This window comes from Paenibacillus sp. TAF43_2 (assembly GCF_052113545.1).
GTDB lineage: Bacteria > Bacillota > Bacilli > Paenibacillales > Paenibacillaceae > Pristimantibacillus.
This window is the reverse complement of sequence record NZ_JBFRDK010000179.1, coordinates 1-12,264: the sequence shown is the minus strand read 5'-3', so window position 1 is coordinate 12,264 and position 12,264 is coordinate 1. Positions and strand designations below refer to the sequence as shown.

Genomic DNA, 12,264 nt, shown 5'->3' with positions numbered 1-12,264 from the left:
CCATTAAGATTACAGCATTAAGGTTCGTCCTTCTTCATATTCGGCAAAATGGATATCTGTTTAAACATGTAAAGACCGCCTTTAATCAAGGGCGGTCTCATCAAGAGCTACAACGCTATTGGTTCATTTTCAACATGAATCATTCTTTTGGAGAAGAGCTGCTTAAATCCTTAAACGCTTCTATAAAAGACGCTGGATCTGTGGATATCATATACGAGAAAACACCCTGCAGCGTGTGCAAATAGAAAATACCGCCATCCCCGCCAATCGGTTTAAAAGATAGATCGAATACTTCCGTTATCGGAAACTCACGGTACTTAGTAACAATTTTCTCTTTGTATAAATACATGAGACGTTCATCCACTACTGTTTTTTGTTCTACACTTGTGATTTCTCTCTTCACTTTATAATAATGCTGGATAGCAATACAATTCATATTTACTCCTCAATGCTTCGTCATTATCGTTACCTTCTCAATTTGCGATTCCTTCTATCGAGTACATACTGATACAAACCAATCGATACAGCAAGCCAAGTCCCACTAGCCAAATATCCACCTACAATATCACTTGGAAAATGGACCCCTAAATAAATCCGGCTAATCCCTATCCCCAGTATCATAACTGAACCAACTAAGATCAAAATTACACGCCAGTACGCCTTCGGAATATGCTTCCATAATAGAAAAATGATAATCCCGTAAAAAGTGAAAGCGGCCATGGAATGTCCACTCGGAAAACTATAGCCATTTTCTTCAATAATGCGGTAAATCGTTGGCCTGACACGTTGAAAACTCAATTTTAGCACACTATTTAAAATGGTTGATCCAATTAAGATTCCTGCAAAGAAGTACAGTTCTCTTCTATATTGCAATTTTGCTAATACGACTAACATAATGATAGCAAGAATAGAAACCATAACTCCTGATCCAATAAAAGAAAAAAACTTCATTATCGCAGTAAGAGTATCAGATTCCGCTCCTTGAACTTTACTGATGATACTCTGATCAAAATTTGCAATTCGCTGATCGCCAATCCAAATGGATATCCATATGAACCCGATTGCACCCAATAAACTTAACAAAAATGCACGTGTAAAAACGAAAGTAAAATTCATCCTGCAGCACTCTCCATACTCTGAATAATTAGACTGAAAAATTGATGTACATACACTACTACGTCTAACTGGACAAACAGGCTCCAATTCATCGATTTTTTGTTGGTATGAAATGGACAAATACTGCTCACCCTATAATGCTGGAGGTGATGACATTGACAGGAAGAAACAATAAACCTGATAATGATGGACCAGCTTCAAGTCCATCCAGGCTCGATCAATTTGGCGATAAGCAAAGCAGAAACGACGAAGCTATCCCGAAGAAAAAGGACAAAAGCTGTTAATCTAATGTTTAGGCAGCTCTGATAAAAAGAGCTGCCTTTACTATCTGAGCGCTAAAACATAAAAAGGGAACAAATGTTCCCCGTTCGCAAAATGAGCATATTGGGGATAAAAACCATTAATTTTAGTCAATTCACCCAATTTTTAATGCAATATCTCCTTTCAGATCGGCATTTAAGTCAATTTTGCCCAAGATGATGAAAAATATCATCTAATTAGGCTGAATTATATAAGAACATTTGTTCTGCACCCGTATTTCGGATCATTTTTATGCATAAATCGATACAAATGCGCTGTATTTTCTCTCATTCCCCACAAAAAACAGCGAGCGATTCAACAAATATGATGCTAAACATTAAATTTCATCAAAAAAAAGACTACGACAGCAATTTTTATGCTGACGCAGTCTCTTGAGAAATCAAAAGTTAATCCCAAGGATAAGTAACCGTCAAAAATCCAGCAAACTTTTTGCTTTCATCTCTTCTCACCTTGCGCATGTCCGCTCGGTGCTCAGCTGTCTCGAACAGTTTTATCTCCTCATCCGATTCCGGTACAACGATTGGTACAGGAACGGGCTTCCGATTCTCGTCCAGTGCAACAAAGGTTAAAAAAGAGGTTGCTGCAATTTTACGTTCGCCGCTTAACAAATCCTCTTTGATTACCTTCACAAACACCTCTACTGAGGTTCGGCCTGTCCACGTTACGAATGCTTCTAAGCATACCGAATCTGAAGGCCTGATAGGATGCAAAAAATCAACAGAGTCTGTGGAGGCGGTCACAACTGAACGCCGGCAATGCTTGGTTGCTGCAATCGAAGCAATATCGTCGATGTAAGCCATTAGTTTCCCGCCAAACAATGTATTGTGGTTGTTGACGTCCGGCGGAAATACTCTTGCCGTTTTGTAACATCTGGACTCGCGTGAATGCCTCTGCTCCATTGATGATTATTCCCCTTTTTTAAATACGGATAATAGCTGGGAGATCGCTCTCTCCTGCTCAACTTCCAAACAGAAATCAACAGGACGGCCTACAACCGAACGTACTCTGCGATCCGTAATGATCATCCCTGCCGTTAAACCTTCACCGCAGTCAATAACCGCATTCATCGTTTCTATTTTCACGAGAGAAGGATTAATAGCTACAATAACAGCTAAGGGATCATGCATTGCGCATTCGCCGTCAAAGTGATTAGAAAATGCATAAAATTCAAAATAACGCTCTAAAGCGACATTTAGGAAATCAAGGATTTCATGTTTATCATCAGCAATCTCGCGTGATAATTGCTCCATATGTGTTTTTGTAAGACGAGTCTTCTGTGTTACATCCAAGCCGACAATTGTAATTGGAAGCTCTGATTCGAATACTAGCGCTGCTGCCTCTGGATCACCGTACAGATTTGCTTCGCTCACGGGTGTAATGTTGCCTGGTGCGAATACTGTTCCACCCATAATAACGACCTTTTTGAATTTCGTTACAATGGAAGGATCTAGCTGTAGAGCAAGTGCTAGATTCGTTTGTCTGCCAACGGTTACAAGAATAAGCTCTCCTGGGCTCTCATTCACTTTCTGAACGATGAATTCCGCAGCAGATATACCCTCCAGAGGCTTCTGATGAGTTGGCGGCAATTCTGCATCGCCGATGCCATTATGTCCATGAATATGAGCGACAGCGCCTGGGAACACACGCTTGAGCGGACCTGATGCACCCTTCGCAACGGGAACCTCATAACCGCAATTTGCAACTTGAATGACACGCAGCGTGTTTTCCGTAGCTTGTTCAACGTCGATATTCCCAAAACCCGTCGTAATACCCTCTACCTTAATCTCTGGTGAAAGCAGTGCATATAAGATGGCTAAAGCATCATCAATGCCTGTATCAACGTCAAGCAACATCCTGTTTACCTTCGACATATTATGATACCTCCCTTTTCTATCGTTCATTGTAAACGAATAAAGCTTGAAAAACCAATTAAAATATAATGTTTGTGCTTCCTGTCAAAATTACATCTTGATTTTGGAATGATTAACCAAAGAAATGACTAATATACACCATAACAAGCAGTCCTATGATAAAGGAATAGGTTGCAGAACGTTCATAACCATGTCCATGTGTCTCAGGAATTAGCTCCTTATAGACGATGAACAACATAGCACCAGATGCAAACGCAAGTCCATAGCCAATAAGCCCAGCCACATAACTTGCGGCAAAATAACCGACTATCGCAGAAACAACCTCCATTAGACCCGTCAAGGTTACGATTAGCATAAGCTTCAGCTTGCTTACCTTGGAATGAATAAGGAAGATGGCAAGGACGAGCCCTTCCGGCATGTTCTGAGCCCCGATTGCAATAGCTACCATAGGTCCAAGTCCGCCATTCGCACTTGCATAACTAAAGCCGGTGCTTAAGCCCTCCGGAATGTTATGGATGATTAATGCAAATATGACGAGCAGCGATTTGCTGTCAAAGGATGAGATCCCTCTTTTTTGCTCAATATCGATATGGGGTAGATTTTTTTCAATGAGGTCAAGCGCAATCACGCCAATTAAAAGACCTAGCGTCAGCGGGATTAGCCCAGATTCCTTGAGAGCTTGCGGCAGCAAGCCAAAGGTAGACGCAGAAACCATGATGCCAGCTGTAAAAGCAATCAATATGTCCTTCCATTTTTCCGAAAGACTTTTGACGAAGAGCAGCGGAACCGCGCCTAGCACGGTAGCCATTGCAGAAATAAAGCTTCCTATGAGTGCTTCTACCATGTTGTCTCTCCTTAGCGGGTCGATCACTACCCAAAAACTGTTTCCTTATTTTATACGAATAAAGCGATTTCCATCCTTTTCTTACGTTGCCAGTCCTTCTTTAACAAGGTTCATAAAATACGTCTGATGATCAGGGTGGCATGCAATTAAATAAGGCTCTTCATTTACTCCCTTAAAAGGATTGCCATCGTAATCAATGACAACGCCGCCCGCTTCCTGAACCATTACAATACCTGAATATAGATCCTCGCCTTCCGAGTTGTAAACGATGATTGCATCCAAATCCCCTCTGGCAAGCATCGTCCATTGCAGCGTTGGCGCCCACAGCCGCATCATCCGCTTCGTGTTAACGTCTATGTAATGTCTAAGCGTTACGGCACGCTGTTCATTTTGCACCGAATGACCTTGTATCCAGCCAACTCTCGCTTTTGCAAAAGCCTTTGATTGTTTCATATGTATTGGCCTAGCATTGCATAAAGTGCCTTCGCCTGAGCTTGCCACGTACAAGCGATCTGTCATCGGCTCATAAATGACCGCCAAAACCGGTTTAAAGTTATAAGAGAGCGTGATCGAGATGCCGAACAACGGCAATCCTACCGCAAAATTATTTGTTCCATCAAGGGGATCGACCAACCACAGCCATTCGCTAGTCAGATCATTCTCGCCATATTCTTCTGATCGAATGCGATGATCGGGGAATACGCTTCTAATTTTATTTAGTATGATGCTCTCTGCCAAATAATCGACTTCCGTAACGATATCGCCATGGTCGCCTTTCTCTTCATAATGATCCAATGTTCCAAACTTCTCACGTGTAAGCCGGCCCGCTTCATAAGCTGCAGCAATAGCAACCTCTCTAGCCGTATTTAATATCAATTGATCCAATATTTCAGCCCCTTCACATGTTTCTTATTCAACCGTATTTAACTAATTTCCTTAGGCTTAGCAGAATAAAAGTGCAGACGATTGCCAAATGGATCTGTAATGCTCACTTGATTCCATTCTTCATCAAAGCCAGGTCTAGCGAAATTATATTTTTTGGCTAACAAATGCTCTTGAAGCGCCTTGGCATTGTCGACTTCAATGCGGATTGCTGAACCAGGCGTACTATCGCCATAATGCTCCGATAAATGGATGACACAATCGCCATTAGAGATTTGCATATAGAGCGGCAAGTCTGGCTCAAAACGATGCTCCCAATCGCATTTAAATTCCAAAAAATCGAAATAAAAGTCTCGTGCTTTCGCTTCGTCAAAAATGCGAAGAATCGGTACGGTTGATTTCATATGAAAAGTCATCATTATACAACTCCTTGTCCAGTGTCCTATCTTCCATGATTATACATGGATTTCAAAAGGTACGGAAGGCTTGCCACAGAGAAAAGGACTGTACCCCAATGCACAATTCACACGGAGGTACAGCCCTTTGTTCAACTCTACTGCTATTATTTCACAATGCTTTCCAATACATCATCAATGACTTGTGAGTAAGCAATCGTACCTGCGTACAACCAGCTTGATGTGCTTGGGTACTCATAAATTTTACCGTTTTTCACAGCAGGGATGTTTTTCCAGATTGGATCGCTTAATGCTTGGGAATCCGCATCTGTGCCGCTGTTAACGAGGAACAAATGGTCAGCATCAAGTTCTGCTAGTTTTTCTAGCGAAATGGCGTTCCAGTTGCCCGTTCCTGTTGCAGAAACTTCTTTTACAACCTCTGGAACAGTCAAACCTAATTGATTATAAAGAAGATCACCACTCGATAGCTTTTCACTGACGATATAAAAGTTGCCTTGTACAAACCAAAGAGCTGCAGCTGATTCACCCGGGATTGCGCTTTGCAGTTTTTCTTTAGCAGCTTTCGCTTTTGCATCATACTCATCCAAAGCTTTTTGCGCTTCTGCACTCTTTCCAAAAACCTCTCCGACTTTCAGCAAAGTAGCACGCCAGTCAGCAATCAATTTATCGCCAATGGTGAAGGTTGGAGCAATTTTTGAGTATTGCGCAAATTTATCGCCTTCCACATTCGCATCATATGCCATAAGAATTAGGTCTGGTTCAAAGCTTGTTACTGCTTCGAATGGGAGATCATACGGTATAGTTGGAACATCAGCAAGCGAATCATGCAAGTAATCTTGAATACCGTTAGGAACGGACCACTGAGCAACTGGCTTAATGCCTATAGCTACCAAGTGATCTTCTAAATAAGAAGCGATGACGCGCTGAGGATTAGCTGGAATGGTAACCTCGTTACCTAATGCATCTGTTAGTTTTCTTTCTGCTGGCACATCTGTTGGAGCCACTGTAGCAGCAGGTGTATTATTTGTTTTATTACCTCCGCAAGCTGCTAGACAAATGGATAGGACAATCAAACTCATAAATAAAAGTACAAATCTCTTGTTGCGGTTAATCACGATAGTTCCCCCTGTAAGACGATATATGGCTGTGAAGTAAAAATAATTTCACCTCAAAAGTCACCTAATGATAACAATTATCATTTTCATTGTCAACTGGGTTTTCAAGTTGAACCGCAACCGTCCTACTTTTTCTAACGATGCTTGATAAACTGCTCGATTGTTTGATAGAGCTCTTCCTTTTCGGTACCGCGAATATTATGAGCGGACTCAAAGAACTCTTTAACTGTTATATTGCTGAACAGCTGCTTGTAATGAATTAGTTCCGCATCGCTAAGCAAAGATCCCTCTAGCATCCCTCTCATAACAAGAACAGGCAGCTTAAGCTTCACATCCAGCTGCAGTTGTGAAGAGTCCCGCTCAATGCCGATAACCGCTTGTTCTCTTATTTTCTCTTCCCGCTTCATCGGCTTCAAATAATTAAAAATGTAATCGTGACGCCATTCAGCCGACATTTGTTTATGCTCTGCAGGATAATCTTCTAAAATAAGTGATTCTAAGTTATGCTCGTTCGTTTGAGCATAACCAAGCGCATAAGATACACCGCGAGAGTATCCCATCAGATGAAAGCGATCCACTGCTGCAGCTTCAACAACAGCTGAAAGATCTGCTATGTGATCTTTTAGATCGTAATGATTAAACGGCGTATCGCTTTGCCCTCTCCCGCGGAACGAGAGAACGATTGCTCTTCGAGGCAATAAATATAACAATAAATCCTCATATTCTTCAGCTGTTTCCGATAACCCTGGGCATATGATTAACGGGGTTAACTTTGTATCTGCATCTGGTTTTGAATCTAAGTAATGAATATGAACATCTTGATTACTAGCTATTTTCGACTCGATCACTGACTTTCCCCCTCTCTACGTTTCTAAATAAACTTAACGTTCTCTTGCTATAACAAAGCCTTTATCCGTAGAGGCAAATCCAATTCTCGGGTAATAATCGACAGCTGAAGGCGCAGACAACAAGACAAGCGAAACTTGCGCACCAAGTGTTTGCCTAAGTCGCTCTACCAGCTCCTTGCCGATGCCTAATCTTTGGTAGTCGTGATCAATTGCCAAATCAGACAGATAGCAGCAATAGGAATAGTCTGTAATCGCCCGCGCTATTCCGACCAGTTTATTGCCGTCCCATGCACTAATAATGATATCTGCATGATCGATCATTTTTTGCAAGCGTTCTAAATCTTGATAGGGTCTTTTAATCCCAGAGCCCGCAAATACTTGCGACAAGTCTTGCGCGGACAAATTTTTATCGTTCTGATAATGTATCATAACTATTCCTCTCTCCTTAGCTTATTGATTCCCATGATTATACATCTTAAGTTGATTATAGGGTAGATTGTTTTTATAATTCCTTTTACCATTCAAATCATTTTTGAAAACTATGAAAATAAGCCTATCTATCCTCTTCATTAGCATAATTGGGGTAATCACTAGTCCCTTTTCTGGCAAAAAGAAATACATATATAGGAGCAATAGCTTTATAGGAGGGATTATATTTTGATAGCTTCTGCAAAATCACCCACAGTGCAGCTTCAGACTGTGAGCAAGAAACGGAAAAAAATAGTGAGTAAAAAGAGAAATGTCGTTATTCATGGCAAGCTGCACTTACATCATAGCAATGGCAGTCTGAGCAATACGGAATGTAAACCTAAAGTTGTGCGGAAACACAAAAAAAGAAAGAGCGATCGCTGCCACCTTAAAGTACAGAAAAAGGGATGTCCAAGTGGGCAAAGAGGTTTGCAAGGCCCTGCCGGTCCAACCGGTCTTACAGGTCCTCAAGGCGCAGCAGGAGCACAAGGAGCGGCTGGCGCTGTTGGTCCTCAAGGCATTCAAGGACCACAAGGCGTCCCCGGTCCATTAGGACCGCAGGGCCTTCAGGGTCTTCAAGGTCCTCAAGGTCCTCAAGGTCTTCAAGGTCTTCAAGGCGTTCAGGGTCCCCCGGGACCGTCAAGCGGGTTTGACTTTACTGAGCTCATTACATTGCTTAACGGCTACCTTATTGTTGGTACTCTCATTAATGTCATGACACCGGGACAGCCGACCGGGTTCACAGGAACAGTAATCAGCGTACAATCAACATTAGTCCAATTAAACACGGTCGCAGGCACTTTGATGTTTATCCCGTTTTCCTTCATCACGAACATTGAAACAATTTCATAACTCCCTATGAGAAGAGGTTTGTGCTCATGTCAACAACGCTTTCGGGCGATTTGATCGCTTTACTCGGCAAAGAAGTGTTTGTCATGACGAATGGCTTTGGTCAGCTTGCTGTAATCGGAAGACTCGATCAGGTTGGTAACGACTTTATACTCGTTTCCTTCGATCAAGATCGTTTTCTTTACGAGCTGCGAATCTTTTATGCAAACATTATTTATGTCCACGAGAATCCAGCAGTTTCATAAACAAGATTCTAAGGAGAGTAGGCTTGCGATGTCTATTATTTCAAATGGAAATCAGATTCTTCCAGGTACTGCTATTTATAGTTTACTCAAGCGCCATATTGGCAGCATTATTTATATAACGACCTCAACAGGAAATGAAGAAGGCCAGTTGATGGCATTTAACGCTAACTTTTTGACCATTACGACAACTGCCTTAGAAACCAAATATGTACTAACAGCTGAGCTAGTCTCTTTCACATTTCGTTCTTAATACAAAAGCAGGCTGAATCTAAAGGTTCTTGACCATTAGATACAGCCTGCTTTATATTAAAGAGCCCCATTCTCTAGTTCAACAGCATGTCTAGCAATCGCTCTTAAAATATCATCGAACATTTCTTCTTGTTCCCAAATGACTTTGAAGCCTTGCACTAACAAGTCACCCAATCCCTGCTCCAAAGGTCTATGCAGCCACTCGGTATCTGCAACACCAAAGTCAGCTTCGATTCCACTTGCATACTCTATTTTTAGAGAGGTTAGCAAAGCATATTCCTCTTTCGTCGCTTGCTCTATAGCCTCGTATTGGAACTGATATAAAATGGCATCTACTGTTTTTTGCTTCTTATCGGTAACGAGAAGAAAGCTTAAATTCGAATCCTCTTCACTCTCATCGTCCGCACAAGGCCCAACCAACGCAATTCCAGTAATATGCGAATGTCCGCCTGCCCATTTTACAAATTCGTACATAAGCTTATAATGATCCGGTCTCATATTCTTGAACCTCCAAATACCATCGTGGAACTATGCTGTCAAAATAATGATGATCCTCTAACACTCGCTCCAGCTTCTCTGCCATAATAGGCAGCTCTACTGGCCGCACCTTCAATATCCAAACGATTGAGGAGATAATCGTCATCGCAAGATAAAGACAATATAAGGTCCAGAACTTCTCATCAGGCTCTTGATCTCCATGATATCCTTTAATCGTACCCATCGTAAATGGAATGCTGATTTCACTGCTGAACATCCCGGCCTTCAGAAATTCATGTAATATAGCTATTATGCTTCGCAAGCTTACGATCATGCCATGACAAAACTGAAGCAGGAGCATGCCACTTATGCATCTTAGCAAGCTCTTGTCCCGCTTCCAATCCAATTGTATATATAACCTTTATTTATTTTTGAAATTCGACTGCTGCCATGAAGTGTGTCTATACCTTTGACAATGTTGTCGATGAGCTCCTGCTCATTCATAACCTCACCTCGCAAATCCAAATAAAATCGATCTATTCATCACGTATTTCTTAACCAAACGTTTTTATAATCGATTTTACCCCAAGCGTTTAACGAAATTCCTTGCAGCGTTTGATGATGTCCTACAATCTGCAGGCTATGATATAAGAACAATAAGCTGAAATTTCGTTTGAGCTCCTCTTGTATGCTTATTAAATAACCCATTCTAATATCTGAATTCTCATACCGCAAACAGTTCGAAATTTGTTGATTGATATTCATCTTGTCAACCAGGCCTAGATGGTTCGTAATAAAACTGTTCTTTGACATATACATCTCAATAAGCGAAATATCGGGCTGTTCTCCGAGTACTTCCCCACTAAGGATCATATCCGCTTTCATTATGATTTCGGGATTAGCAAGCTCTTCGAGCGAAAGCTTTACGATTTCCAGTGAAATGCCTAAATGCTTGTATACCCTTTGCAGCCATTTCGAAGTTTGATCATTCGCAGGCATTTCATAAGTATATAACGTAATGGTCTCGCCCTTATATCCTGACTCTTCAAGCAATGTTGCCGCTAGTTGCGTATCATAATCGTTATAGAAAGCCTTATCCGTATCCTCTAAATTAAAGCCGGTTGAAGGCTGGTGCCTAATCCCGCCTAATTCGTGGATCATTTGCTGCCGATCTATTCCGTAGTGCAAAGCCTGGCGGAACTTCATTTGCTGCGTGATGCCTTTTTTCGCTGTATTGATAGTAATAAAAGTGCTGCCTTTCTCCAATTGGGCCAGCGCTGGTCTTAAACTCTCCTTGATTTGCGCTTCAAAATAAACCAGTTGATCTTCACCGTCTGACTGGAGCTGCTCTTGATTTTCCTCATAGTTTGGCCACACCCACATTTCAATGCGATCCAGATGAGGACAACCTTCCAAATAAAACTCATTGGCTTCTGCAACGAGCATAGACTCATTGTTTTTGGTAATCTTGAACGGTCCAGTCCCAATAGGCATGACGGCAAACTGCTCATCAGAACCAGTACCATCGAGCATTTCAGGTACAATGGAATAACGTTCCGTACAAAGGAAATGAAGAAATAGCGCGTTAGGCTCGTTTAGCTCAAAGGTAATGCTGTATTTGCTCGTTTCTTTTATTTCCTTAATCTTGGACGTTAACCACTCCGCAGGCGAGCTTGTGAGCAGTCTTTGAAAAGTAAATGCGACGTCTCTCGAGGTCATTATCTTATCATTGTGAAAACGAACGCCCTTGCGCAAAAAAAACGTCCAGCTCGTTTTCATAACATTGCTTTCCCAGTAATGAGCAAGCTGAGGGTGGAATTTACCATCCTGATTTGAATATCTGACCAATGTATTAAAAACCTGCTCTATCCAATGCGTTTCCATGCGGCGACAGACGAAAGCAGGATCTAAGCGCAAGAGAGGACGATAAAAGGGAAACCTCAGTACATCCTTCTCCTCCATATCCCGCTTCACACCAAACAATTCAGACAACCATGTCATAATTTCGGATTTCACAGCTGGATCCTGAAGCATCTCAAGCATGCTCCAAGCCTCGTTGATCTTCCCTTTCTCGACTAGCCCCTTCGCTTTGCCTAGTACGATATCACGGTATGAAACAAGAAATACGATTTGCGAGAGATTGCCGCGGCCACGACCGGGCAACCATTCGATATAGCTCTTTTCCATCATTTTTGTCAAAAGTATTTGTACATTTCTGCGTGTACAAGACAATATGTCGCAGATCCGTTCCATCGATAAAAAAATAGGCTCGCGTTCTGGGTTTGCGGGAAAAGTGTTTCTTAGCCTGCAATAATATTCTTCCACATCCATCCTAACACCACCTAGGAAACGAAGTCTCAGCAAGCAAGCTTCGCTGCTGTTTTCTCTCTAAGCCTTGTTACTGTAGGCGACAACTTCCTCATAGGATAACTGCCCGCCAAAAATATCTAGCGCACTGCCGATTGTAATATCCAGCTTGCCATTTGAAAGCTCATTAAATTGTTCCATATCCGCAATCGACCTTGCCCCGCCGGCATAGGTTGTCGGAATCGTTACCCAATCA

18 protein-coding genes and 1 pseudogene are annotated in these 12,264 nt (G+C 41.9%); 4 read left to right on the top strand and 15 right to left on the bottom strand.

The features are described 5' to 3' along the window. Positions 1 to 139 precede the first annotated feature (139 nt). Positions 140 to 436 carry a hypothetical protein gene (locus AB4Z17_RS27195; RefSeq protein WP_441907745.1) on the bottom strand — a complete coding sequence of 99 codons (297 nt, stop codon included), beginning with the start codon at positions 434 to 436 and terminating at the stop codon, positions 140 to 142. A gap of 29 nt (positions 437 to 465) precedes the next feature. Beyond that, positions 466 to 1,116, bottom strand: coding sequence for a phosphatase PAP2 family protein (locus tag AB4Z17_RS27190; protein WP_441963265.1), 651 nt, complete (start codon positions 1,114 to 1,116; stop codon positions 466 to 468). 155 nt (positions 1,117 to 1,271) lie between these two features. Here AB4Z17_RS27190 and AB4Z17_RS27185 point away from each other — a divergent pair, with 155 nt between their 5' ends. After that, positions 1,272 to 1,400, top strand: a complete 129-nt coding sequence (locus AB4Z17_RS27185) for a hypothetical protein (protein WP_256710960.1) — start codon at positions 1,272 to 1,274, stop codon at positions 1,398 to 1,400. 423 nt (positions 1,401 to 1,823) lie between these two features. Here the strand turns inward: AB4Z17_RS27185 and AB4Z17_RS27180 are convergent, their stop codons facing one another. The 8 genes from AB4Z17_RS27180 to AB4Z17_RS27145 all read right to left on the bottom strand — a co-directional run bounded on the left by AB4Z17_RS27180 (position 1,824) and on the right by AB4Z17_RS27145 (position 7,842). Next, positions 1,824 to 2,336: an acyl-CoA thioesterase gene (locus tag AB4Z17_RS27180; RefSeq protein ID WP_076269341.1), complete on the bottom strand. Its 513-nt coding sequence runs from the start codon at positions 2,334 to 2,336 to the stop codon at positions 1,824 to 1,826. A gap of 6 nt (positions 2,337 to 2,342) precedes the next feature. Beyond that, the gene (locus AB4Z17_RS27175) at positions 2,343 to 3,308 is read right to left on the bottom strand and encodes a nucleoside hydrolase (protein WP_441963263.1); all 966 of its coding nucleotides are present in this window, start codon (positions 3,306 to 3,308) and stop codon (positions 2,343 to 2,345) included. Positions 3,309 to 3,420: 112 nt separating this feature from the next. Continuing rightward, positions 3,421 to 4,152 (bottom strand): ZIP family metal transporter, encoded by a 732-nt coding sequence (locus AB4Z17_RS27170; RefSeq protein WP_054024887.1) that lies wholly within the window; start codon positions 4,150 to 4,152, stop codon positions 3,421 to 3,423. Between the two features lie 81 nt (positions 4,153 to 4,233). Continuing rightward, the gene (locus tag AB4Z17_RS27165) at positions 4,234 to 5,037 is read right to left on the bottom strand and encodes an inositol monophosphatase family protein (protein ID WP_441963261.1); all 804 of its coding nucleotides are present in this window, start codon (positions 5,035 to 5,037) and stop codon (positions 4,234 to 4,236) included. A 38-nt stretch (positions 5,038 to 5,075) separates the two neighbouring features. Next, positions 5,076 to 5,453 carry a glyoxalase superfamily protein gene (locus AB4Z17_RS27160; RefSeq protein ID WP_441963259.1) on the bottom strand — a complete coding sequence of 126 codons (378 nt, stop codon included), beginning with the start codon at positions 5,451 to 5,453 and terminating at the stop codon, positions 5,076 to 5,078. A gap of 143 nt (positions 5,454 to 5,596) precedes the next feature. After that, on the bottom strand, positions 5,597 to 6,565 hold the full coding sequence (locus AB4Z17_RS27155; RefSeq protein ID WP_441963257.1) for an ABC transporter substrate-binding protein: 969 nt from the start codon (positions 6,563 to 6,565) through the stop codon (positions 5,597 to 5,599). Positions 6,566 to 6,699: 134 nt separating this feature from the next. Further along, positions 6,700 to 7,413, bottom strand: a complete 714-nt coding sequence (locus AB4Z17_RS27150; RefSeq protein ID WP_441963255.1) for an alpha/beta fold hydrolase — start codon at positions 7,411 to 7,413, stop codon at positions 6,700 to 6,702. Between the two features lie 33 nt (positions 7,414 to 7,446). Further along, positions 7,447 to 7,842: a GNAT family N-acetyltransferase gene (locus AB4Z17_RS27145; RefSeq protein ID WP_441963253.1), complete on the bottom strand. Its 396-nt coding sequence runs from the start codon at positions 7,840 to 7,842 to the stop codon at positions 7,447 to 7,449. Between the two features lie 228 nt (positions 7,843 to 8,070). Here AB4Z17_RS27145 and AB4Z17_RS27140 point away from each other — a divergent pair, with 228 nt between their 5' ends. From AB4Z17_RS27140 to AB4Z17_RS27130, 3 genes are read left to right on the top strand one after another with little or no spacing between them, the layout of a single operon-like run. Then, positions 8,071 to 8,733 carry a hypothetical protein gene (locus tag AB4Z17_RS27140; RefSeq protein WP_441907752.1) on the top strand — a complete coding sequence of 221 codons (663 nt, stop codon included), beginning with the start codon at positions 8,071 to 8,073 and terminating at the stop codon, positions 8,731 to 8,733. A 26-nt stretch (positions 8,734 to 8,759) separates the two neighbouring features. Further along, positions 8,760 to 8,975 carry a hypothetical protein gene (locus tag AB4Z17_RS27135; RefSeq protein ID WP_441907753.1) on the top strand — a complete coding sequence of 72 codons (216 nt, stop codon included), beginning with the start codon at positions 8,760 to 8,762 and terminating at the stop codon, positions 8,973 to 8,975. Continuing rightward, the gene (locus AB4Z17_RS27130; protein ID WP_339209147.1) at positions 8,947 to 9,225 is read left to right on the top strand and encodes a hypothetical protein; all 279 of its coding nucleotides are present in this window, start codon (positions 8,947 to 8,949) and stop codon (positions 9,223 to 9,225) included. The genes AB4Z17_RS27135 and AB4Z17_RS27130 overlap by 29 nt, the downstream gene beginning before the upstream one ends. A gap of 56 nt (positions 9,226 to 9,281) precedes the next feature. Here the strand turns inward: AB4Z17_RS27130 and AB4Z17_RS27125 are convergent, their stop codons facing one another. From AB4Z17_RS27125 to AB4Z17_RS27105, 5 genes and pseudogenes are all read right to left on the bottom strand, one after another. Further along, the gene (locus tag AB4Z17_RS27125) at positions 9,282 to 9,722 is read right to left on the bottom strand and encodes a hypothetical protein (RefSeq protein WP_441907754.1); all 441 of its coding nucleotides are present in this window, start codon (positions 9,720 to 9,722) and stop codon (positions 9,282 to 9,284) included. After that, positions 9,703 to 10,062: a hypothetical protein gene (locus tag AB4Z17_RS27120; protein ID WP_441963251.1), complete on the bottom strand. Its 360-nt coding sequence runs from the start codon at positions 10,060 to 10,062 to the stop codon at positions 9,703 to 9,705. The genes AB4Z17_RS27125 and AB4Z17_RS27120 overlap by 20 nt, the downstream gene beginning before the upstream one ends. A gap of 14 nt (positions 10,063 to 10,076) precedes the next feature. Further along, a complete protein-coding gene (locus AB4Z17_RS27115; RefSeq protein WP_441963249.1) occupies positions 10,077 to 10,205 on the bottom strand; it encodes a hypothetical protein in 129 nt (42 codons plus the stop codon). Between the two features lie 39 nt (positions 10,206 to 10,244). Further along, positions 10,245 to 12,032, bottom strand: a complete 1,788-nt coding sequence (locus AB4Z17_RS27110) for an ABC transporter substrate-binding protein (RefSeq protein WP_441907756.1) — start codon at positions 12,030 to 12,032, stop codon at positions 10,245 to 10,247. Positions 12,033 to 12,089: 57 nt separating this feature from the next. Beyond that, positions 12,090 to 12,264: pseudogene (locus AB4Z17_RS27105) on the bottom strand (phosphoribosylformimino-5-aminoimidazole carboxamide ribotide isomerase); the annotation flags it as partial.